The following is a 22772-nucleotide window of genomic DNA, read 5'->3' as shown; positions in this document are numbered from 1 at the left end:
GATCTTCATGACGCTAGGGGAGCACCTTGGTGCCTACGACTTCGCTGGCGCTACCGACTACATAGGTGGGGTGCGGGCCGAGCGATTGTCCTTGTACGCCGGGTGTGTGGAGGCGTAGGGCGTGACCGACCAATACAAGTGCCAGTCCTACTACGACGATGACGACGTACTGCGTGACTGTCTGTGCGGGAAATGTGGCGACATGCCACAGAGCAAGGCGCTTGACGAGCTGCGAGATAAAATCATTGATGCTATAACGCTCGACAAGCATGGCAATCCAAAGTTCTACTGGCATCAAGATCAAGTTGCGAATATCAAGCAACTCCTCGAAGCCAACAAACAGCAGTGGCAGCTTGAGGCTCGTATAGACGAAGTAGCTGGTATACCTCCTGCTTATCAGAGCTTAGGTAGGTATCGAGAAAAGCGTATAGCTCAACTCAACAGCCAAAAGGATCGAGCTTAGGTCATGATCGACTTCGCCACTCATCGCCAACGTCTCCACGCCAAGATTGCCGCTGTGAGAGCGTCACGAGCTCCACAGACGCTTCTGGAAGCTAAAGGCGGGTGTCAACATGACTGGCGTAAGTTCAAGCAGTCTGTGCGCCCTCGTGGCGAGTGGATCGGTATGGAAGCCTACTTCGTCGTGCTCGGCTGCGAGCGGTGCAAGGCGAAGCGAACCGTCGACTACGTGGTCGAGCGGTAGCCACTGTGGTCTCACTGCTCAATCGACAGGATCCGCATCACCTCTCCGTCTTCCTCGAAGCTGATCGTCACCGGCTCTCCGTCGATGGGGATGGATAGCGTCAGTGGATCAGAACTTAGTTCCTCTACTGGACCGTCCACCTCAAACTGGGTCGGTCCTTCACCCCGAGCAGCCTCGTACAGCTGATGAGCGTGTACCTCGACCAGCTCACTGAGCGGCCAGCCAGTCGTCACGGTGTCGTAGTCCTCAACTAACAGAGCATCAGCCCACTCGGGTTGGTGCTTTTTCGCTACAGACCTCGCAATGACACCCAAGTCCTCATGCAGCTCTTCATCACCGTCCGGTCCGTCCCACTCAGCGTTTACTTCGCCCTGTCCAGCGTTGAACCACTGAGTGAGTGCATCGGTCGTATCTTCCGCAAGCTCCCTGTTCGTCTGGCCGGTCTCGAGCTGGGGGAGTGAGGATGCCGGAGTGGACTCTTCAGCAGCTGGCGCGACCTCAGCCTCAGCGGGCTCTTCTGCGCCACAGCCCGTAGCTAGGAGGAGCATGGACAAGGTGACGGCGGTTAAAGCGAGCGGGGAACGCATAGAGCAGCCTCCTGGGGGCGAGTGCTGGCTTGTTCGCTAAAGCATACGGCTTGCGCCGCTTGCTGAGGAGTGGTGCGTTTATCTATTTCCATACCAGCGGCGATTGCGGCAACTATCAGCGACAGCACCCCTGCGCCGGCTAGCCACAGGGAGAATCCAACCTTCAAATGCTTTTTCCACGCAATGCGAGACATCTGAATGATTTGACGTGACAAGACTGGGGTGATGTCCCCGCTACCAAGAACCATCGAGAGGTTTTCGGCGTGCCAGTGCCTTACGTGGCCAAAGTAGATGTAGTTGTCGTCCCACTCATCATTCAAGGCCCACCAGCGGAGTGATGGAGCCACCGCCCATAGGGCGCAACCCCCAGCGACAGCGAACAGCCCGACACTGACCCAGTAGGGAATCCTTGCCCAACTGTCCATGACATCGGCAAAAATCATGTTCTCCGCAGACAACGCAACAAGGGCGGCGATGGCTGCTGAGTCGAGTGCCAGAGCGAAGCTCGCTTTGGCGTCTACCTTGCCAGTCCAGTCCATCTGAGCGGAGTGGATCTGCCAGGCGTGTTCGGCGGGAGTGGTCATTTCAGTATCAGCCAGTACGTGGAGAAGCGAATCTGAGCAGTTCGCCCTCCAAGGTCTTGATAGCGCGCGGTGCTCCATTTGGCTTCGTAGTTGTCGTTGGCCAGCTCTTTGTACTTGAGTTCGAAAGGTAGCTCTTCCCAGACGTCCTCGGTAATGTATGTAGCGTTTTTAGTTCGGATATCGCTTAGCTTGGCAGCGATGTTTGGCGCATAGCCAATGGACACGATGTCATTGTTGTCCCGGACGCCACCACGGATGAGCATCGCAAAACCGGTGTCGATACCGATCCCAGCCTGCATCTTCCACTTGCTATTAAAGAGCTCATCTATCGTAGCCCATAAGGTGTACTGGGCGATATTCTCGATGGCCCAGCGGATTGCCCATGCCGCTCGAACAGCCCTCGCGCACTTGTCGTCGCCAATAAAAATTGCCATGACCCGATCGCCATCAAAGCTTCGAATCTCACCCTTGTAGTGAAGAATCACCTTGGTGACTGTAGTTAAGAAGGCTTTGAGCGACCTCGCTACAGTTTCCTCCTCATGGTCGGCCTCCAGGCGCGTAGAGCCGACGAGGTCGACATACATGTAGGCGGCGTCGAGTTTGATTCCTTCGTTGCTCAGGTTGAAATCCTGGACGTCAGGAACCGACCGACCGTACCTGACGTTCAATTTCGTGAGGGCGATCTTGTCAACCGCCTCCTCAAGCTCATCGTGGAGCGTCACCATTCCTCCTGCCTCGTGTGCACTTTCATCGGCTCTAGCGATCCATCGCGACAAGCTAACTGGGTGCTTGACAGTGCCCTAGCCTGGAGGCTGATGACTGTCCCGAATGGGAGGGACAGGCGCAGGGGAGTGGACGAGGGGACAGTGAACCACAGGAGCACCGACGTCCGACTTGAAGCGCTGGTTCAAGCGTGGCCTTACCGAGCAAGCAAGAAGCCGTCACCTAGACTCCCTCGGGTGGCTAGCTTATTTGGCAAACGCAAACTTGAGGCTCTCGCTGAGGAAGTCAGCACGGAGGAGATCCAGGACAAGCTGGAGATCGTCCGTCGGTGGCATAAGGACTACCGCCATGGGTCCCTGAAGGCCGACAAGGAGACGAGCCGCGAGCAGGCTTACAACTCCGACTTCTTCATTACGATCCTGGGCTACCAGGACAAGCCGGCCACTCCGTTTACGTTCGAGCCCAAGGCCACGACAGAGAAGAAGCAGCTGCCTGACGCTGTTCTGAGCTACACAGACACCAGCGCCGACATCGCCAACATTGCAGCTGTCGTCGAGCTCAAGGGTGCAGCCACAGCCCTCGACCGCCCACAGAGGCGTGAGGGCAACATGAGCCCGGTTCAGCAGGGCTTCAAGTACAAGACTCAGTACCGCACCTGCCCGTTTGTAGTGGTGAGCAACTTCTACGAGTTTCGCCTCTACAACGACAACCAGCTGGACTTCGAGACGTGGACGTTGGACGACCTCGTCAACCCAGCAGGCGACTACTACGCCTTCAAGACGTGGTACGGCCTACTACGCCGCGAGAACTTCGTCGCGGATCGAGGCCAGTCCAAGACTGAACAGCTGCTGTCTCACTTTCGCATTGAGCAAGAGGCAATCGGCAAAGAGTTTTATGCCAAGTACAAGGACGCTCGTCTCGAGCTGCTGAGGGACATCTACCGGCACAACCCGGATCTGAGGACGAAGTTCGATCTGGCGATCCAGCTGGGCCAGAAGATCGTCGACCGAGTGGTCTTCTCCTGCTTCGCTGAAGACCGCGGACTACTGCCGGAGAACGTACTTGCCAGCGTGCAGCGGGATGCCGACACCTCGGCGTACTCCTCACTGTGGATGATGCTCAAGTCTCTCTTCAGCGCCATCGACAGCGGCAGCGACAACCTCGGCATCCCCATTGGCTATAACGGTGGGCTGTTCGCTCATGACCCGGTACTCGATGGCCTGAAGGTCTCTGACGAGGCGCTCAAGGGCGTTCTGAACCTGAGCAACTACAACTTCGAAGAAGACCTCAGCGTCAACATCCTGGGGCATATCTTTGAGCAGTCGATCACCGACCTGGAAGAGATCCGCTCCAAGGTCCAGAGCAAGGTCGAAACCGATGCGCCGCCGGCCGACGCTTTGGACGAGCTCGTCAAGCGCGAGAAGGTTACCGGCAAGCGTAAGTCTGAGGGCGTCTACTACACCCCTGACTACATCGTCCGGTACATCGTCGACAGCACCCTGGGTGCCTTCTTGAAGGACAAAGAACAGGCACTCATCGAGAAGCACGAGCTTTCTAAGCGCCGTAAAGATGAGACGTATCGTGAAAGTGAAGTCCGGGCTTACAAGCAGTATCAGTACGTCCTCCAGAACGTGAAGGTGATTGACCCCGCCTGTGGAAGTGGGGCCTTCCTGGTGTATGCCCTGGACTACCTGCTGCGCGAGAACGAGCGTGTTGTGGCGATCCTCGAAGAAGAGGACTTCTTCACGGTTGACTACTGGATCGACTCCATCCTGCGTCAGAACCTGTTTGGCGTAGACATCAATGACGAATCCGTTGAGATCACCAAGCTGAGTCTGTGGCTCAAGACGGCCAGGGCCGGCAAGAAGCTCACCTCGCTCGATGACAACATCAAGTGTGGAAACAGCTTGATCTCGGACAAGGCCGTTGATCAGGTCAAGGGGTTTAGCTATGAAGTGGCTTTCCCAGACGTGTTTAAGACTGGCGGATTCGATATTGTGTTCGGTAACCCGCCTTATGTGAGCGCCATGGAACTCTCGCGGTCCATGCCTGTGGTTGAGCGCAAATATCTGAAGAAGAAGTATGAGACGTCGACGGGTTCGGTGGACCTCTACATCTACTTTTTTGAGAAGGGTATGAAACTGCTCAAGGATGGCGGTCGACTCGGGTTCATTTCGCCCAATCGCTATCTGTCTGCGAGCTACGGCAAGGGGCTACGGACTTGGCTGGTCGACAACTACAGGTTCTCGACCTTGCTGGACTACTCAGACAAGACTGTCTTCGAAGACGCCAGCACCTACCCAGTCATCACCATCCTGGACAAGCTGCCGCCTGGCGATGGGTACACGCTGGTTGCGGGGAACATCGACGAGGAGACGAAACGGCCGGTCCTGAAGGAGTTCGACTCCAGCAGGTTGTCGATCCTCAATGAGCACATCCTGGGTTTCTTGCTCAACGACAAGATCGACATCACTGAGAAGGTCTTTCAGCAGGGTGTCGGTCTGTCCAAGGCGGGGACGATCAATGCCACGTCCACGGCCTCGGAAGCTGACGACTACTCGCCTCTGATCGCTGAGGACGAGGAGACTGGTCCCAAGCTGATCAACACGGGAACCATTGACCCGTACGCGTCCACCTGGGGCTACGACCAGCTGACTAACCAGGGCAAGACGTTCGTGCGGCCAAGGCTGAAGGTCTCCAGCCCGATCGTGTCAGCCAACCGCCGGTCGCTGTACTCGTCCCCCAAGATCGTTATCTCCAAGATTGGCAAGACCTGCGAGGCGTTCTATGACGCTAAGGGTGAGTACGCCTCCATCAACACGAATTGCGTCCACTCGTTTACTTCAGATTTCAAGCCTGAGTACGTGCTCTGCTGGCTCAACTCTAAGCTGTACAACTTCGCGTTTGAGTGCCTGTTTGACGGCTTGCGCATGAACGGTGGTTATCTGCTGTACTCCGCTCCGACTCTGAAGAATACGCCGATTAAACAGGTCTCGGCTGAGGAGCAAGGGCGTTTTGTTGAACTGGCCAGCACGCTTGCGGAGCTCCATGCTTCGCTCATCAAGACTGATGCCCGATTTAAGAAGTTCGCTAAGCAGGAAACTGGTGTAGCGGTCTGGCCACGAAAGTTCAACAAGTGGTGGGATGTCGACTACTTCGACATGCTCAAGGGCCTAAAGAGCAAGATGTCGGTCCAGAAGAAGGACGAGCTGCAGGAGTATTTCGAAGGCTACCAAGCGAAGATGCAGGAGATTGTTGACGGAGTTGATGCAGCTCAGGCTGAAGTGGACGCCCTGTTCTACTCCATGTTCGGTCTCTCCTCCGAAGAAATCGATTTCGTCGAAGCGTCGTTCACGGTTTAACATCGACGAAAGCTTGGGGCATCTTCACTAATTGCCTCATTTGTGTCATAAATAAGGGCATATGGCACGACCTACCAAACTCACCAAAGATCTAGTCGAGAAGGCGAACAAGTACCTCAGCACTTGCCTTGGTGTGCTTCCAACCAAGGAAGGTCTTGCGCTCTACCTCGGTGTCCACCGCTCTACTGTGTACGAGTGGAAGGATCTCGACACCCCTTTAGGCCGCGAGTTTTCCGACATCTTTGAAGAGATTATGGCCGAGCAAGCGGTGCGACTGATCAACGGCGGGCTCTACAACCGCTTCAACTCAACCATCACAAAGCTCATGCTGGTCAAGCATGACTACGTCGACAAGCAAGAGACGGACCACCACATCAAGGAGATGCCGGCGCCGCTGCTGGGTGGCACGACTCCACTGCCGGTCCCTGCCGAGAAGCCGAAGCCAAGCACCAAGGCTGAGTAACTGACTCATGGACTTTGAGGTCACTACGTCGCTCAAGAAGATCCAGCGCCTCAATTCGAGACTGCGCATCCTTCAAGGCGGGGCTCGAGCTGGCAAGACCATCGCCATCCTGATGTGCCTGATCGACCTGGCTCAGTCCCACGACGACCTGGTCATCAGCATCGTCAGTGAGACCTTGCCTCATCTGCGCAAGGGTGCCATGCGTGACTTCCTCAAGATCATGAAGGCTCGGAAGTACTTCGAGAAGGCCAGCTGGAAGCAGTCGCCTGACTTCACTTACACGTTCGCCACCGGCTCGATCATCGAGTTCTTCAGCGCGGACAGCCCGGATAAGGTCCGCGGCCCAGCTCGCCACATCCTCTTCGTCAACGAGTGCAACAACGTGCTCTACGAGACCTACCGCCAGCTGGCCATGCGTACATCCATGGTGATCTACCTGGACTTCAACCCGGTCAATGAGTTCTGGGTCCATACGAAGCTGCTGGACCGCCCTGACGCTGAGTTCGACAAGCTGACCTACCTTGACAACGAAGCGCTGCCACAGAGCATCGTGAGCGAGATCGAGACCCTGAAGAGCGACCCGAACATGTGGCGCATCTACGGGCTGGGGGAGATTGGCATCAACGAGGGCCAGATCTACAGAGACTGGCAGACCATCGACGCTGTACCGGACGAAGCCCGGCTCATGCGCTACGGGCTCGACTTCGGTTACACCAACGACCCGACCGCCATCGTGGGCATCTACGAGTGGAACGGTGGCTACGTGCTTGACGAGGAGTGCTTCACCAAGGGCATGAGCAACAAGCAGATCGCGGACCTCATCCTTGATCTGCCGAACTACCGCGAAGGGCTGACGCTGGTAGTAGCTGACTCCTCAGAGCCGAAGTCCATCGACGAGATCGACGGCTATGGCTTGAACATCATCGGCGCTGAGAAGGGCCCAGGCTCTATCAACCAGGGCATCCAGCTAGTCCAGGGTCAGAAGATCTGGGTGACTAAGCGCAGCCTCAACGTCTGGAAGGAGTACCGCAACTACCTGTGGAAGAAGGACAAGAACGGCGACCCGCTCAACGTGCCAATAGGTCTGTGGGACCACAGCATGGACGCCCTGCGCTATGGACTGACTGATCTAATCGATAAGCCGGTGCTGCAATTCCGTCGTGATGAAGACGACGATGAGGATGATTACGACGATAGCCTAATTACTAAGGGCTTGTTAGATAGTCGGTTCTGATTTACATTTAGTGGTAGATGGCCAGTAATTCTAAAACCCCACCAAAAGTAACCGGACCTGAAATAGGCGAGTCAGGTATCAATATCTTCAATGGGATCATCACTGGCGAAGAGTACAACTCAAAACTCACCGGTCTAAACGCCATCCGTATCTACGACGAGATGCGCCGCTCTGACGCCACTGTCAGCGCCACCCTCAAGGCGGTCAAGCTTCCAATCAAGTCGACCAAGTGGTTCGTCGAGGCAGCCTCCATTGAGGACAAGGACGTCGAGATCAAGGCCTTCATCGACTACAACCTCTTCGACAGCATCAAGTGGCAGCAGACGCTCAACGAGATCCTGACTCACCTCGAGTTCGGCTTCTCGGTCCACGAGATGGTCTTCGAGCCGCGCATCGTCGACGGTCACGAGCGCATCGTGCTGAAGAAGCTGGCCTTCCGTAAGCAGACCACCATCACGGCTTGGGAAGCAGGAGACGGCAAACCCGGTATCACTCAGATGACCCCGGACGGCAAGCAGCTGCACATCCCGCTCAACAAGATTGTCGTCTTCACCAATGAGCAAGAGGGCGACAACTACGCTGGCCGCTCTATCCTCCGTGCCGCTTACAAGCACTGGTTCTACGTCGACAAGTACTACCAAATCGACGCGGTAGCGACTGAGCGTCAGGCTCTTGGAGTCGTGAAGATCAAGCATCCGAAGGGCGCCGACAAGAACGCACTGACATCCGCCAGGCGGGCAGCTCGCAACCTCCGGGCCAATGAAGAGGCCTACATCGAAGAGCCGGACGGCTGGGACATCAACTTCATGGATATGAAGGCCGGCACTCTGAAGGACACCACGCCGATGATCAATCACCACGTACGAGAGATCGGCAAGAACGTGCTGGCTCAGTTCCTCGAGCTCGGCGCTCAAGGTGGCAGTGGTTCACGGGCAACTAGTGAGGACCACTCCAAGCTGTTCCTTATGGCCAACGAGTCGATCGCTGCTGGCATCGCAGACACGATGGGTTACGTCATTAAGACCCTCGTCGACCTCAACTTTGACGTCGACGCTTACCCGGAACTGCGCTACGCAGACTTCGCTGATGTGGACATCGCCGCCACTGCTGAAGCAGTCACCCGCTTCACTGACGCAGGCCTGCTCACAGCATCCGACGAAGACGAAGCCCACGTCCGCAACTTGATCGGCTTCCCTGAGCGGGACGATGAAGCTGAAGATGACGGCACTCGTCAGACCGAGGCTAAGGACAAGGAGTCTGCCAAGGACATCATGAAGCAGGTCGAGGCAGCAACCAAGCTCCACGCGTCCATTACGAGGCAGTTGTATGGCGACACGTCTAGAGCTGCTTGAGGCACGCACACAGCTACGAGCGGCCATCGTCGCGGCTGAGGACTGGCAGGAGAGCTACAAGGCTGATCCGACTACCTTCGCGCTGCTGACGTACTTAGAGGCGCAGCTAGAGACTCACGTGGCTGAGTACCTACATCAGCTGGCTCTACGTGCGCCGGCCTACGTGGACTGGTCCCGACTACCTGAGCCGATCAAGGCTGACGCTGGTCCGGTGGCCAACAACGACGACGAAGTGTGGAAGGAAGAGCAGAAGCTACTGACCGCCGCCATCCTCGCCGTCATCACTGACTTGGTAGCTACGGGAGTCGTGGCGGGGGAGAGCGTCTACGGCATCCCACTCGGCATGGCCACGCTCGACGTCGCTCGGCTTGATGTGCAGATCCAAGAGGCCGCTCGCAGATACACCGCGGACCTCGTCAAGGGCGTCACTGACACAACCCGTAAGCAGATCCGGGAATCGGTAGCCAAGAGCATCGCACTAGGGGAGGACATTAACGCCTCCACTGAGCGACTGATGAGGGCGATCGACAACCCAATCCGGGCTGAGCTCATCGCACAGACCGAACCAGTGAACGCTTACCAGACAGGCTTGAAGCACTACGCCAAGAGCACGGGAGCTAAGCAGAAGACCTGGGACGGCTTGGCCGGCGCCTGCAAACTGTGCGCTCCTCAGGTCGGCAAGACACTCGACATAGATGAGCTGTTCATCCTGGCCGACGGTAGGGAAGTAGACCGACCGGCTGGACATCCTCGTTGTAGGTGTGGGCTGATCTACATCTACTAATCTTTACTATTGAATTTACTGTCGATTTTACTATTGACTAATTCCTCTCGCTACTCCAGATTAGTAACTAGATGAGTAAGACAATCAAACCAGTACAGAGAGTTATCAAGCTAGAAGCTGCGGCCTCAGGTGACGGTGTTGCCATACCTGACAAAATCCACTTAATGAGCATTGGCCACTGGCACACGCCATGGCATGGCGCTTTTGAAATGACTGCCACTGACCTTGCTGAAATGATCAACCACTTCGAAGAAGGCATAGGTCTAGTAGAAGGAAGCAAGAAGGCCCCGATCAACTACGGACACGACATGGGCGGCAAGGCCGCTGGCTGGATCACCGGTCTGTTCGTAGACAACGACGGCACTGAGCTATGGGGAAACATCGAGTGGACCCCAGCAGCCCGCCAATCGCTGGAGGATGGCGAGTATCGCTACATCTCTCCAGAGTGGAACCCACGCGACTGGCCGTGGGAGAACCCACAAATTGAGGGCGAGTTCGTGGAAAACGTTTTCACGGGCGCAGGCCTAACAAACATTCCATTATTCACGAAGCTGAAGCCGGTCATGGCGTCAACCGACGCTGGCAACAGTGATAAACCAAACGAAAAAGGAGGTGATATGGACCTATCAGAGGTACGTGTCAAAAAACTCGAAGATCTGACCGACGAAGAGAAGGCATTTCTTACCGAGCACAAAGCAGATCTCACCGACGAAGAGCGCACGACGTTCCAACTCGTAGACGAGACAGACCAAGATGATTCAGCCGACGATGCTGACGACAACCAAGGCGACGCCGACCAGGGGAGTGATGACGACTCTGACGACGCCGACCAAGGTGACGGAGTCCAGGCAAGCGCCAAGGGTGGACTGAACGCGGCAGAACTCAAGCAGCTTCGTGCTGACGCAGCTGCCGGCCGCGAAGCCCTACAGAAGCTCGCCCGCAAAGAAGCGGAAGAGTTCGTAAGCGCCAGCATCGCCAAGGGCCGCATCAAGAGCGACCACAAGGGCGACGCTGTAGACCTACTACTGGCCTCAGCAGGCGACCAGCGCACACGTCTGGAGAAGTTCATCAACAACCTTCCAGAGAACGAGCTGCTAGCCGGTGAGCTTGGCAACGGCGAAGGTGGCGAAGGCGCATCAGTCGTCGACCGCGTGTTCGCTCAAGCCAAAGAGCTCGTCGACAAAGGCGAAGCCAAGACCATCGGTGACGCAACCCGTGCCGTGCTCAAGGCTGATGCTGGGTTGCGCAAGCAGTTCACAGCCGAGCAAGAGAATAAACAGTAAGGAATAAGGGGAAAGATATGACTACATTCCGAGAAGGTGGTTACGGCGCAGCAGAAGCAGCAGCAGAAGTTCGTCCATACCAGATTGTCAAACTCAACGCCGATGACAAGGTTGTGCTGGCTGACAGCGCTACTGACATCGCTGGTGTTGTCGAAACAGGTGCGAAGGTTGGAGCTACCGCTTCATTCGCACTACGCAACGGCCAGGGCACATTCAAGGTACGCCTTGGTGCAACAGTCGCCAAGGGTGCAGAACTTACATCAAACGCTTCAGGTGCAGCGGTAACAGCTGCTGCCGGCAACGTGGTCTTCGGTACAGCTGTTTCAGCTGGTGTCGCTGGCGATGTCGTCGAGTACTTGAAGACTGACAAGGTTGCGGCCTAATAGAAAAATAAGCAGGACGAAAAACTGAATATGGACTACCAGAAAGATCAAGCGCTCACTAACATGAGCCAACTGTGGAAGAACCCAGACGGCGATCTAATCGCGCCTCTAGTCTTCCCACGCATCCCAGTCAACGCGGCATCAGGCACCTTCCCAGCATGGGGTAAAGAGTCTCTGATCATCCGTGAAGACCTTACCCGTACAGGTAAAGCCCTCACTCGTGAGATCTCAGTCAACCCTACAAAGGGCACTTGGGGACCGCTAACTGAGAAGGCACTAAAAGCCTTCATCGCTAAGGATCAGTACAAGCTAGTTGACTCTGCTTTCGACATCGAAAGCCAGACACTAGAAGTAATCAAGAGCCAGATGGCACTCTCTGAAGAGTACAAGGCCGCTCGGATTCTTACTGACACCAGCATCATCACTAACAACACAACGCTTACAAGCGGCAGCAAATTCACAGACGCAGAGGTTGACCCTATTGCGACGATGACTACAGCTCTCAAGGCTTTCCGCAAGAAAGCCTTCAAGCTACCTAACACGATGATTATCGGTTACGACGCTTGGATTGCTCTTGTCAGCCACCCAGCTGTGATCGAACGCTTCAAGTATGTTCAGGCCGGCATCATCGGTGAAGCGGAAGTCCTACGAGTGCTTGCACCGTTCGGCATCTCAAGCATCCGAATCGGTAAGGCTCAGGGAACTTTGGAAGACACTGAGAACCCAGATGCAGAACCTGAGTTCGTAGACATGTGGGGTGACAACGTGATCTTCACATTCATCACGACTACTCCAGGCTTGATGCAGGTGAACGGTGGCTACACGCTAGCTCTTGAAGGCGCTCAGTACGTCGACAAGTGGGAAGAGAAGGACCCTAAGGGTACCTATGTCCGAAACAACGACTACAACGATCAGGTGATCTTCTCAACCGATGTTTACTACCTGATCGCTGACGTGCTGTAGGGCTAGGCCATGAAGGTCAAAGTAAACCGTAACTTGTTCATCGACCAGAGCAATCGCCCAAAGGGTGATGTGGTCGAAGTGCAAGCTGAGCTAGGCAAAGAACTAGTGGAAGCTGGCTACGCCGAAGAGGTGAAAGCACCGAAGGCGGAAGCGAAAACAGAGACAAAGACAAAAAAGTCTAGCAAGTAGCTGCGGCTACTGTGACAGTGGAGAGGCGTTCACGATGTGAGCGCCTTTTCTTTCTCGATTGGCCTGGACTTGTACGTGGTCAGGGCGGTCTCAAATGGCCTCATGGAATTTTCTTTTATTTCGGCCATATTGAAAACCATTGCTGAAGCATATGCCGTCTTACGGTTGTCCATTAATTCACCATACAGAGCGAAGGCTTCTTGGGACATGTTCTTGGTTTTCACCTTGATTCTATCAAGCATTGGACGTAGTTCATCCACTGCGACGCTGGCTTGTTCGCGTTCCTTGTCCGCAAGGGAAGCGCGGAGGTTGATATAGTCATCGGACTTGCCCTCAACGTCGCCTTTTATGGCCTCTTCTCGATGAATGTAATATAGCTCGAGATGCCCGAATGCATCTCGAGCTTTGCTCCCAAAGTCTTCAAGAAGGTCAAGGTGTCTTTGTCTTTCCGACATGATGTCATCCAGAAGCTTTTCCTTGCGTGCGTCTCTTTTTTCAATATAGCGCCCGCCAAAAAAACCAACAAGGCTTGCCAGGATGCCGACAATGATGAGTCCCAGCTCGCTCTGCGCGGCCTCGAGGACACTCTTGAGAAATTGCGACAAGTTTCACTCGTTCCTATTTATTATGAATGACCTTAGGGTTCTCACGTTCGCACCATCTACTAAAATCGCCCGTAATGTGTTTAATTGATAACATATGGCATACACAGTACAGCTCGAATCATTCCAAGAGTTCATCGTAAAGGAACGCACCACTCTTTCAGTGGATGTGCTCGCTGGCGTCAGCACTATACGTGTCGTCAGCACTGAGGGCTTGGCCGTAGGTGACCCGCTCTACATCGGCACGCTGCGCCGCGAAAGCGTTGAGAAGGCCGCTGTTGCCGCCGTGGTAGACGAGACGACTGTTGACCTGGCCTTGCCACTAGAACGCGCTCACAGCGCCCACGACGCTGTCACAGCCGTACTGGCTGACACCATCCGCATCTACCGAGCCAGTGATCTGCTGAACAAGCCGCCAACTGACGATGCCGCTTGGACGCAGATCGCCGAGCGTGAGATCGACGCCGATCAGATCAGCACCTACTATCGCGACCCTGATGGTGGAGAGGCCTTCTGGTACCGCTACACCTACGTCAAGGGCGACACCTACGAGAGTGCGCCATCCACTCCAGTCCGGGGCAGCTCATACCGTCACTACGCCAGCCTGCGCGAGATCCGTGAAGAGGCCGGCTTCCAGAACGCGTTGAACCTGCCCGACACGACAGTGGACCTGCAGCGCCGAGCAGCTGAGGCGGAGATCAACAGCTCGCTTTCTGGCGCATATACGACGCCGTTCAATCCAGCACCGGCCATCATCCGCACCCTGACGATCAAGCTGGCCGCGGCACTGCTATTGGTCCAGGCCTACGGGGAGACAACCGCTTACCGGAACCGCTTGAAGGACGCTCGAGCAGCCATCGACAGCTACAAGAACCGTGAGTCGGTCCTGATGGACGACAACGGCACATCGCTTGGTACTGGCGACACAGTGAGCAGCTGGCCAGATGAGTCAGCTCCGCGCTTCTTCCGTATAGGGGATCAGTTCTAGATGGCCGTAGTCTCCATCGAAGTCCGAGGGGGCACCGAGCTGGCGCAGAAGCTGCGCAAATTTGGCGTGGCCCTACTCGACCTGTCTCAAGGTATGGAAGAGGCCGGAGACTACCTGACCGACTTCTTCAGCGGTGAGGTGTTCGCCTCACGAGGTCAGGTCTTCGGAGAGCCGTGGGCGCCGCTCAGCAGCTCCTACGCCGCCTACAAGGCACGCCGTTGGCCAGGCCGACCACCACTGGTCAAGAGCGGCGAACTGATGGGCAGCTTCAAGTCGACCAATACTCGGCTGACGGCCCGAGTCAACAACACTGCCCCACACTTCCCTTGGATCCAGGAGGGGACTAGCCGGATGCCGGCACGCGTGGTGATGAAGGTAGACGACACTCGTGAGCGCCAGGTGGTTGAGCTGATCCGTTCCGACATCAGTCGCCATATGGAGGTCAGTGGTGTCTAAGTACGAAGACAACGTGCAGCGCGTCATCAAGCTGATGAAGGATGCCTTCGATACTGACTTCAAGGAGTACTACGACGGCGATCCTGAGGACATCCCACTCTTCAACCTTCCAGCCATCATCGTCACGCAGACTCGTGATGACACCGTAGAGGGCGCTTACGCACAAGACGATGTGACGGAAGAGATCGTTATCAAGGTGGTCCTGAATAAGAAGGACGACTTCGACAACGACAAGGCTGACCCGCTCAACATGACCGAACGCAAGATCAGGGAGTATGTCGGTCGGCGTGATCCCGAGACTGGTGAGTATGGGGAGAAGACCGTCAAGGGCGTGCTACGCCGATTTGGCACCGAGGGAATAGTAGCTGTTGCTCCACGAGTAAGTGTCGAGTATGGCATCGTCCCGCGTATGAATAACCTGCTTACTTCAGAGGGTCACGTTACCTTTACTATCACTTACACAGTGGACGTCGACGACTTTGCTGTTTAATTAGCGCCCGTGTGGTGCTAGATTGAGATTATGAACAAGAAGTCAACAGCCAATCAAGAAAAAGCAGATAAGACTGAAGCTCCTGTTACTCGTCCCTACTTTGTGCCGGGCGTCGGAACAGTAGAAGCGTCAGATTTAGCTGACCTAGAAGACAAAGTAAAGAATAAGAAAGAGGTAGGTGATGCCACCAATTAAACCATATATCGGACGAAGAGAAGCCATCGGTTTCGGTGTTGAAGCGACTCCAGGCGCGGGCGTAGCAGCTCAAGGTTGGATGCGCTGGTTGGACCAGAGCTTACAGCCAATGACTAACGTGGTTGAGAACGAGAGCGCTATGGGCGTCGTTGAGCGCGTCAACGATAGCGAAGTGACTAACAAGTGGGTTGAAGGAACTCTTGGCGGCAAAGTAACCGTCGAGACAGTCGGCTTCCTGATGCTCGGCATGTGGGGTGAAGTCGTTTCAAGCGCACCAGATGTTGACGGCATCGTGACCCACACCTACAGCATGAAGCAGTCCAGTGAGCCAACCGCTCTATCTGTTACCCGAGTGACGCCACTAAAGACTGAGCGCTTCACCTACGGGACCGTTGAAAGCTTCGAGCTAGAAGCAGAGGCCGGCGGCTACGTGACTGTCTCCAGTGCAATCAAGGCACGAGTAGGGGAGAGCACTACTGCAACACCAGCGTTCGTAGAAGAGGCTGAGTTCACTTCTAAGCACATCACCATCAAGACATCAGCCGACCTAGCTGGCCTGACTGGCGCACCCGTAATCAAGGCCCGCAGCCTCAAGCTCAACGGTGAGCGCGAAGCTACTGCCTTCGATCCACTAGGAACCGATGACAAGCCCGAGTTCGATCTAGGCACCTTTGAGGCCAAGGGCGAGTTCGTCGTCCGAGCTACCAGCACCGAGTACGAGGAGGCTTACTTAGCCAACGCTCGACACGCCATGGAGATAGCTATGGTCAACGGTGATGAGAGCCTGGTCTTCACAGCAAGCAAGGTCCGCTTCCGCGAACTAGAAAGCTCACGCGACCGTGATGACATCGTGACAGCGACCATCAGCTACTTCTGTGAGTTTGACGTAGCGACCAACTCCTCAATCGTCCCAGTTCTGAAGAACAAACGAGCAAGCTACGCAGCGGCCTAAGGTCTAACCCTTTACTAAATATCACCCTCGTGATTATATGAGGGTGATATTTAATCTGGAGAACAAACACATGACCGCACGACGATTGGCGATAATTAGACGAACCACATTAGAAATGATCCCGGGATGGGACGCGGATTGCTACGTCGAGTGGCGTCATGTCACTTACGCCGAAGCTAAGGAGATGGCGACTCCTGACGACGATGCCGAGGCTATGAAGGCTATCGCTGCTGTAACTAAAGAGCACATCATCGGCGGAAAGATCAAAGTGCTCGGTGACAATAACAAGATTGAACTGGTTGACTACACTCCCGACGACTTCGATAGTTTCCCTGCGTCAGTTATCCGCCGGCTCTTCGTTGAAATTACGGGGGCGCAGTACGACGACCCAAAAGATATGGCGAAGGATCAGACTTCGAGCGACGAGCCTACGACACAAGAGAACGATACCGCGACTTCATAGTAAGGGATCTAACTCAAGGCGTTACCGACGCCATGGTCGATGAGATTATGGCCTATCGTTACCGTGAGTACTTCCATATGAGCTACCAAGAGTTTCAGAACGAACCACTGGAAGCTGTCAACTTTGCCCGCATGATGTGGAGTTTAGAAAAGGAGAAGGAAGCCGTCGCGGCCAAAAGAAACGTTAAGTCATAGTCATGGCGTATTGGCCATGGTAAGTTAAGAACAGAAAGGCAAATAGCCCACAAACAACTGCATGGCGAATAACATATCCATCCTCATAAAAGCTCTCGGCCACCAGGACGCCGTTAGTGCTGTCAATGCGGTAGCCAACGCCACCGAGCGGAGTGGGGATAAGGCCGCCAAGGCTGACAAAGACTTCAAGCAGTTCGCACGAACCCTTGGCGTCGGGCTACTAGCTGCCGGTACTGCAGCTGCCGCTGGTCTAGCCGCGTCCGTCAAGAGCGCTGGTAACTACGAGTCAAGCCTGTCCCAGCTCAAGCAGGCCTCACAGGCAACTGGTGAAGAAATGTCTGCCATGTCCGAGCTGGCGCGTGAACTCGGTGCATCGAACGACTTGGCCGGCGTCTCGGCAGCCGACGCCGCAAAGACGATGGTCGAGCTCTCCAAGGCTGGCTTGTCCGTCGAGGACACTATGGACGCAGCCAAGTCAGTGATGTCGCTGGCTAAGGCTGGCAACATCGAGTTCGCTGATGCCGCTGTCATAGCCGCCTCAGCGCTCAACGCCTTCGGCCTAGAAGGTAGTGAAGCCATCCAGGTAGCCGACATGCTGGCGGCTGGTGCCAACGCCTCACAGGCTGAGCTCGGCGACCTAGCAGACGGTATGCAGCAGTCAGCGACTGTCGCCAAACAGTTCGGCCTCAACCTCAATGAGACTGTCACGGCGCTCTCCCTGTTCGCCAACAACGGCATAAGGGGATCAGACGCTGGTACATCACTCAAAACGATGCTCATCGCCCTAGCCAAGCCGTCCAAGGACGCGGCAACGGCGATGGAAGAGATCGGCTTCAACGCCTACGACGCATCCGGCAAGTTCGTTGGGCTGGAAGAGATGTCTCGTCGCCTCAAGAACAGCACCAAGGGTCTAACCGAAGAACAAAAGCAGAACACGCTGGCCACCATCTTTGGAACGGACGCATTCCGTGCCGCCGCGGTCCTGGCTGATAACGCCGGTACTTCCTACGACAGCATGTCTAACGCAGTCGGCAAGAGTGGTGCAGCTCAACAGGCAGCAGCAGCTCAGATGGGTGGATTCCAAAGAGCTAGCGAAGGACTACGGAACTCCATGTCCGAGCTCGGCCTGACTATCGGCTCAATGGCTCTGCCTTACGTGACTCAACTGACCAACGAAGCGTCGAGGTTCGTCCAGGCAATAAACGCTGGCATCCCTGGCGCAGTAGCCACGTTCAACACACTTCTGCCTGTAGTCGTAGGGCTGACGGCCGGCATCACCGCTTTCACCATCGTCCAGAACGCCGCGACAGTTGCCACCTGGGCCCTATCAGTGGCACAAGGCGCGCTGAACCTAGTAATGAAAGCTAACCCGATAGCTCTGGTCACAGGTGCCGTTGTCGCCCTTGTAGCTGCTTTCTGGTCATCAACTAACGCGGCCAACGGCAACAAGAACGCGACGAACGATCTAGCAAACGCAAAACGTAACGCTAAGGCAGCCGCCGACGACTTACGGGGAGCGGAGCTTGGTCTTGAACAGGCAAACCTACGCGTTGAACGTGCAACTCGTACTCACGCTCAAGCCGTTCGTGACTATGGGGCAGGCTCTTTGGAGGCTCGTGAAGCCGCTGCTCAACTAAGTCAAGCCGAACATGACCTAGCTGGTGCTAATGATCGAGCTCGGGATGCCGTCAACAAGAACAAGGGTGCTCAGCAAGAATTAGCCAACCAGGAAAGCGCCGTAGCCGCTGCGGAAAAGCGCAAACAAGGCGCGTTTGCACTCACGGCAGATCAGATCCGACAGCAAAATGACGAAGCCGCAGGGTTGAATCGAACGCTCGGTGGACTAAACGGTCGCACCTTTAGCTTCAACGTTGTAGGCAAGCACAGCACTGAAGGCAGTTCAAACTCGCCAGTTGCAGCGCCAAAGAACAAGAACGCTATTGGAACGATCTACTCTCCAGGTGGCCGCACATTAGTTGGTGAACATGGTCCGGAAATAGTCAACCTTCCACGCGGCTCACAAGTCACTCAGGCATACAGAACACGCTCTGAGCTTGCAGGAGAGGGCGCAGGAGGCGTTACAAACAACTTGAGCGGCAACTTTACCTTCCAGACTGCTGAAAGCGTTGAGGAGTTCTTTAAGCGCATAGATAAGACACAGCGACTAGCTCGCATAGGAATGGCATCATGATAGGACTGAAATACGGCGCATTTGATTTACAGGCTAACGGCTTTCGGGTGACCGATACTGACATCTACTCGGCCCCGACCAACAGGATCCAAGCGGACCCACTGGCTGAGCGTGACGGCGCCCTGATCGTCAAGCAGCAGTACGACAGTAAGACCTTCACCGTGGAGGGCTGGTTCCGCAAGTCCACCATCGCTGAGGTCGAGCAGGCTCGTGATGAGTTCATGAGGGCCATGGGAGCCAAGAACCAGGCGCTAGACATCGACTATGCCGGGGGAGTGAGACGCTACCTGGCCTCAGCTCAGAACGTCATCCTCAGCCGCATCGGACTGACGTCGTTCGGGTTCTCGATTGAGTTCTTGTCGCCGGACGGCATGGGCTGGGACCTGAGCAGCACGACGCTGGTTGCCGGTGAGTTGATCACGAACTCATCAGCGACGATCCCAATTGACGTAGGCGGCAGCTATAAGGCTGAGCCGGTCATTAGCGTTCTGATCAACGATGTGACCGGGGGAGTGGGCAAGACAGTCACGATTTCAAACGGCATCAGCCTCCGACAGATACAGGTAACCCGCGACTGGGTCGCAGGTGACTTACTGGAAATTAGCACCATTGAGGGGACGGTGTTTGTCAATAACATCGCGACCGACTTCACCGGGCAGTTGCCGGAGTTCGAGGCTGGCATAGGTCGACTGGGGTACAACGATGACTTCACGACTCGGAATGCTCTGCTGACCGCTGGCTATGTAAGAAGGTGGCTATAGGAGGAGATGATGAGTGCATATAACCAAACGGAGAAAACAAAATGAGCTTCCAATTCGATAATCATAAGAACTTAGCAGTCGGCCACATACTGACAGCGCCGGCCACATACACGCCGGTCACTAGTTTCACGCTGCAGCCGGGCGAGGGTGCGTTGTTCAGCGTCAACATGCCAGTGACCATGGTCCCGAGCGGTCAAGCACCGGAACGCAACAACGCTGAAATCGGGTACATAGACGACATTCAAGGTGATGAGGTGTTCGTGGTCCGGACCCAGGAGGGGACTGAGGCCAGGGACGTAAAGCAGGGCTGGATTATTTTGGGCACTACTACAGCTAAGACTCTCACTGACATTGAGAGCGCCATTCAGTCAACAAAGGATGCCGTGGATGCTGTTGATACGGCACTTGCTGGCAAAATAAACGTTATCGCTACACCGTCTCACATACCGGCTACCACTTCTGGCGGAAACCAGACTTCAGTAGCTTATGCGCCGGGATCAGTTGCAAACTCGTTGGTGCAGAGAAATGCTGATGGGCAAGCGAACATGGGCGAGCCAACTTCCCAGTTTCATATAGCGACGAAAAACTACGTTGACTCTAGGATATTGCAAGGCACAGGCTTCCCTAACGGAGTAGTATCAGCTCCTGTAGGTTCTATCTATATAGATAAGGCTGTAACCAACGGAGCAAGCTCTTGGATAAAGAAGGTGGGGACTGGTAATACGGGGTGGCAGGTGTTGGAGGGGGATACTGGGTGGAGGAGACTTACTCTTGGGACATTCTGGTCTGGTGGAAATATAGAAGTTCGACGCATAGAGCAAGTCGTATATACCCGAATACATTCACTAGCAGTAGGAGCTACTCCATCTGGAGCTAGAACTACCGCAAAATCATTTTTGGATGGCAATTTTCCTACAGGCTTTAGGCGTACTGCATCTTGGGGATTTGGTGGCGGTTCAGTAGGAACGGTTCGAGTCAATACATTCCCTGCTTTTGTATTGAACATGACCGCACCATCAGACTTTGGACTAAGTGTGTATGCTGGATTGACTTCGGGTAACTGGACGACTGGCGATAGTGTACAAGGAGACTTCTCATTCACATCAGACGATTCTTGGCCCACTTCATTGCCGGGCGTAGCTGTTTAATAAACGAAAGGAACTAAATCATGCCACTAACCAAACAAATCACTTACGACACAGTCTCATCCATGGGCACTCAGATCGACTACAACGTCGTCGTGGACGGCCGGTACTACCCCGCTCGCGCTTCTATCTACATGACAGGCTCGGCAAGCACTGGCGAGACCAATCAAGTCATCAACGAAGTCTTGCTCGGCAACCCACAAAATGAGCCGTACACCGCACAGCAGCTATACAACTTGATCAAGTCCGCCCAAGGGCTACCGGCACTAGCTCCCGCTTTGAAAAAGGCGTACACAGACGCGGTAAACGTGGCGGTTGGATAGCTAGGTGAGCGGGCAGCAACCACTAGGTTCAGGCGTTCTAGCCGGCACAGGATCGGCCTATTCGTCATTGCTACCCCCGCACTGGTCATCCGTCGGTAGTCAGGACGCCAAGAAGTACCTCTACAAGGTCTACAAGCCCAACGGCGAGTTCGTCGGCACCTGGACCGACGTCAAGGACGACCCGCAGTTCACGCAGCGGCTCAACACTCCCGGCACCACCATGACGGTGCAACTGTCTCGCTCTCCGAACACCACTAAGGAGAAGCGCGATGTCATGACCACCCAAGACAGTGAGCCGATCACGAGTGAAGACGGCCACAACCTCATGGTCAGCTACCAGACCAACAACAGCGTCGGTGAGGGGACCGACGTGGACATCAACTACAGCGTCGACGTCTACGTGATCTACGGAGGCTTCGACACCCTCGTCACCCAGGATGGTGAGCCGATCACCACTCAGGACGGCGAGGAGCTGCTGGTGGCCTACGGCGCGCCAAACGGCGTGCGGATTTTCAGTGGCTTCATCCTCGACTATGAGTCCAAGTACGGCGATGCAACTGGCGTGACGGTGACCCTGGCAAGCAACGGCCACAAGCTGTCGCACGAGCTCGTGCGTAGCGGCGAGACCATCCGAGTCACGTACTCCAACCAGTACGTCCACGACATCGCTAGAAGCGTCCTGGATACCAACCCGGGGCCTATGACCTATTCAGCCGCCTCGATCAGCTCGGCCAACACAGATCAGGTCACCGCGAAGTTCGTGCTGAACACCAAGCTTGAAGCCATTGAAAGCCTGCACTCACAGACGCCACCTGGTTGGTACTGGTACGGCAACGTGGCTGACAACTATGTCTACCTGCAACCGCCGGCCACTCAGCCGCACCACAAGTTCCTGAAAGGCCATCACATCAAGAGCCTGGAACTGAAGCGCTCGATCGAGAACCTGAGAAACCGCGTCTACTTCGTCGGCGCTGAGGTCAGCGGCGTCAACATCCTCAAGAAGTACGAGGACTCGGCAAGTCAGGCCTCGTGGGGAATGGGACTCCACCGCATCACTGACCGGCGCTTCTCGCTGCCTGACTCCATGCAGCGGTACGCCAATAAGGAGATGTCGCGCTACAGCCAGCCGATCTGGACGACCACGCTCACGATCAGCTCGGCCAAGTACGACCTGGAGTCGATCAAGCTCGGCCAAACGGTGACCTTCGGCAACTTCGGGAACTTCATCGACGGGCTACTGATGCAGATCGTCAGCCTCACCTATACGCCCACCAGCCTGACTCTCGAGCTGGGAGAACTCTTACCGGAACAAGCCGAGATAGTCGCGGACATCGAGGAAAGCTTGCAAAACGATCAGTATGAAAAATTACCGGATCAACCAAGCTAATGTGTTAAATTGAAA

General features: G+C 55.3%; 27 protein-coding genes. 23 read left to right on the top strand and 4 right to left on the bottom strand.

Going from position 1 to position 22772, the window contains the following annotated elements; all coding sequences use genetic code 11:
* The first annotated feature begins 121 nt into the window (after positions 1-121).
* Together Q0817_RS05465 and Q0817_RS05460 are read left to right on the top strand one after the other, a co-directional pair.
* Positions 122-463: a hypothetical protein gene (locus Q0817_RS05465; RefSeq protein ID WP_298585146.1), complete on the top strand. Its 342-nt coding sequence runs from the start codon at positions 122-124 to the stop codon at positions 461-463.
* 3 nt (positions 464-466) lie between these two features.
* Entirely contained in the window at positions 467-703 is a 237-nt protein-coding gene (locus Q0817_RS05460) for a hypothetical protein (protein WP_298585145.1), read from the top strand.
* Between the two features lie 11 nt (positions 704-714).
* On the opposite strand, the gene Q0817_RS05455 is transcribed toward Q0817_RS05460, so the two are convergent.
* The 3 genes from Q0817_RS05455 to Q0817_RS05445 are packed head-to-tail and all read right to left on the bottom strand — an operon-like array spanning position 715 to position 2596.
* A complete protein-coding gene (locus Q0817_RS05455; protein ID WP_298585144.1) occupies positions 715-1290 on the bottom strand; it encodes a hypothetical protein in 576 nt (191 codons plus the stop codon).
* Positions 1269-1874, bottom strand: a complete 606-nt coding sequence (locus Q0817_RS05450; protein WP_298585143.1) for a Pycsar system effector family protein — start codon at positions 1872-1874, stop codon at positions 1269-1271. The genes Q0817_RS05455 and Q0817_RS05450 overlap by 22 nt, the downstream gene beginning before the upstream one ends.
* Positions 1871-2596 carry an adenylate/guanylate cyclase domain-containing protein gene (locus tag Q0817_RS05445; RefSeq protein ID WP_298585142.1) on the bottom strand — a complete coding sequence of 242 codons (726 nt, stop codon included), beginning with the start codon at positions 2594-2596 and terminating at the stop codon, positions 1871-1873. Before Q0817_RS05445 ends, Q0817_RS05450 begins: the two co-directional genes overlap by 4 nt.
* A 63-nt stretch (positions 2597-2659) precedes the next feature.
* Here Q0817_RS05445 and Q0817_RS05440 point away from each other — a divergent pair, with 63 nt between their 5' ends.
* The 9 genes from Q0817_RS05440 (at position 2660) to Q0817_RS05400 (ending at position 12610) form a co-directional block, all read left to right on the top strand.
* Positions 2660-5959: an Eco57I restriction-modification methylase domain-containing protein gene (locus Q0817_RS05440; RefSeq protein ID WP_298585141.1), complete on the top strand. Its 3300-nt coding sequence runs from the start codon at positions 2660-2662 to the stop codon at positions 5957-5959.
* 61 nt (positions 5960-6020) lie between these two features.
* Positions 6021-6422, top strand: a complete 402-nt coding sequence (locus Q0817_RS05435; protein ID WP_298585140.1) for a terminase small subunit — start codon at positions 6021-6023, stop codon at positions 6420-6422.
* Positions 6423-6429: 7 nt separating this feature from the next.
* Complete coding sequence (locus tag Q0817_RS05430) at positions 6430-7656, top strand: PBSX family phage terminase large subunit (protein ID WP_298585139.1); 1227 nt, start codon at positions 6430-6432, stop codon at positions 7654-7656.
* A 17-nt stretch (positions 7657-7673) separates the two neighbouring features.
* Positions 7674-9008 carry a DUF935 family protein gene (locus tag Q0817_RS05425; RefSeq protein WP_298585138.1) on the top strand — a complete coding sequence of 445 codons (1335 nt, stop codon included), beginning with the start codon at positions 7674-7676 and terminating at the stop codon, positions 9006-9008.
* Entirely contained in the window at positions 8983-9792 is an 810-nt protein-coding gene (locus Q0817_RS05420; protein WP_298585137.1) for a hypothetical protein, read from the top strand. The genes Q0817_RS05425 and Q0817_RS05420 overlap by 26 nt, the downstream gene beginning before the upstream one ends.
* A 164-nt stretch (positions 9793-9956) precedes the next feature.
* Complete coding sequence (locus tag Q0817_RS05415) at positions 9957-11075, top strand: phage protease (protein WP_298585136.1); 1119 nt, start codon at positions 9957-9959, stop codon at positions 11073-11075.
* Between the two features lie 17 nt (positions 11076-11092).
* The gene (locus tag Q0817_RS05410; protein ID WP_298585135.1) at positions 11093-11458 is read left to right on the top strand and encodes a hypothetical protein; all 366 of its coding nucleotides are present in this window, start codon (positions 11093-11095) and stop codon (positions 11456-11458) included.
* 30 nt (positions 11459-11488) lie between these two features.
* The gene (locus Q0817_RS05405; RefSeq protein WP_298585134.1) at positions 11489-12421 is read left to right on the top strand and encodes a major capsid protein; all 933 of its coding nucleotides are present in this window, start codon (positions 11489-11491) and stop codon (positions 12419-12421) included.
* Between the two features lie 9 nt (positions 12422-12430).
* On the top strand, positions 12431-12610 hold the full coding sequence (locus Q0817_RS05400) for a hypothetical protein (RefSeq protein ID WP_298585133.1): 180 nt from the start codon (positions 12431-12433) through the stop codon (positions 12608-12610).
* 29 nt (positions 12611-12639) lie between these two features.
* Here Q0817_RS05400 and Q0817_RS05395 read toward each other — a convergent pair whose 3' ends face one another.
* The gene (locus Q0817_RS05395; RefSeq protein WP_298585132.1) at positions 12640-13215 is read right to left on the bottom strand and encodes a hypothetical protein; all 576 of its coding nucleotides are present in this window, start codon (positions 13213-13215) and stop codon (positions 12640-12642) included.
* A gap of 94 nt (positions 13216-13309) precedes the next feature.
* Here Q0817_RS05395 and Q0817_RS05390 point away from each other — a divergent pair, with 94 nt between their 5' ends.
* The 12 genes from Q0817_RS05390 to Q0817_RS05335 all read left to right on the top strand — a co-directional run bounded on the left by Q0817_RS05390 (position 13310) and on the right by Q0817_RS05335 (position 22757).
* Positions 13310-14200 carry a phage protein Gp36 family protein gene (locus Q0817_RS05390; RefSeq protein ID WP_298585131.1) on the top strand — a complete coding sequence of 297 codons (891 nt, stop codon included), beginning with the start codon at positions 13310-13312 and terminating at the stop codon, positions 14198-14200.
* A complete protein-coding gene (locus Q0817_RS05385; protein ID WP_298585130.1) occupies positions 14201-14656 on the top strand; it encodes a hypothetical protein in 456 nt (151 codons plus the stop codon). It abuts the gene before it with no gap.
* On the top strand, positions 14649-15146 hold the full coding sequence (locus tag Q0817_RS05380; protein ID WP_298585129.1) for a hypothetical protein: 498 nt from the start codon (positions 14649-14651) through the stop codon (positions 15144-15146). The genes Q0817_RS05385 and Q0817_RS05380 overlap by 8 nt, the downstream gene beginning before the upstream one ends.
* Positions 15147-15176: 30 nt before the next feature.
* Complete coding sequence (locus Q0817_RS05375) at positions 15177-15341, top strand: hypothetical protein (RefSeq protein WP_298585128.1); 165 nt, start codon at positions 15177-15179, stop codon at positions 15339-15341.
* Complete coding sequence (locus Q0817_RS05370; protein WP_298585127.1) at positions 15328-16293, top strand: phage tail tube protein; 966 nt, start codon at positions 15328-15330, stop codon at positions 16291-16293. The genes Q0817_RS05375 and Q0817_RS05370 overlap by 14 nt, the downstream gene beginning before the upstream one ends.
* A gap of 70 nt (positions 16294-16363) precedes the next feature.
* Positions 16364-16756: a hypothetical protein gene (locus Q0817_RS05365; RefSeq protein WP_298585126.1), complete on the top strand. Its 393-nt coding sequence runs from the start codon at positions 16364-16366 to the stop codon at positions 16754-16756.
* A 32-nt stretch (positions 16757-16788) separates the two neighbouring features.
* Entirely contained in the window at positions 16789-16950 is a 162-nt protein-coding gene (locus tag Q0817_RS05360) for a hypothetical protein (protein ID WP_298585125.1), read from the top strand.
* 61 nt (positions 16951-17011) lie between these two features.
* Positions 17012-19141, top strand: coding sequence for a phage tail tape measure protein (locus tag Q0817_RS05355; protein ID WP_298585124.1), 2130 nt, complete (start codon positions 17012-17014; stop codon positions 19139-19141).
* Positions 19138-19902 carry a phage tail domain-containing protein gene (locus Q0817_RS05350; RefSeq protein WP_298585123.1) on the top strand — a complete coding sequence of 255 codons (765 nt, stop codon included), beginning with the start codon at positions 19138-19140 and terminating at the stop codon, positions 19900-19902. Before Q0817_RS05355 ends, Q0817_RS05350 begins: the two co-directional genes overlap by 4 nt.
* 41 nt (positions 19903-19943) lie before the next feature.
* Positions 19944-21050 carry a hypothetical protein gene (locus tag Q0817_RS05345; protein ID WP_298585122.1) on the top strand — a complete coding sequence of 369 codons (1107 nt, stop codon included), beginning with the start codon at positions 19944-19946 and terminating at the stop codon, positions 21048-21050.
* 62 nt (positions 21051-21112) lie between these two features.
* On the top strand, positions 21113-21370 hold the full coding sequence (locus Q0817_RS05340) for a hypothetical protein (RefSeq protein ID WP_298585121.1): 258 nt from the start codon (positions 21113-21115) through the stop codon (positions 21368-21370).
* Between the two features lie 4 nt (positions 21371-21374).
* Positions 21375-22757: a phage tail protein gene (locus Q0817_RS05335; protein ID WP_298585120.1), complete on the top strand. Its 1383-nt coding sequence runs from the start codon at positions 21375-21377 to the stop codon at positions 22755-22757.
* Positions 22758-22772 lie beyond the last annotated feature (15 nt).

The organism is uncultured Kocuria sp. (genome assembly GCF_947500125.1).
Taxonomy (GTDB): domain Bacteria; phylum Actinomycetota; class Actinomycetes; order Actinomycetales; family Micrococcaceae; genus Kocuria.
The sequence above is the reverse complement of the archived record's forward strand: the minus strand, read 5'-3'. Positions and strand labels throughout refer to the sequence as shown.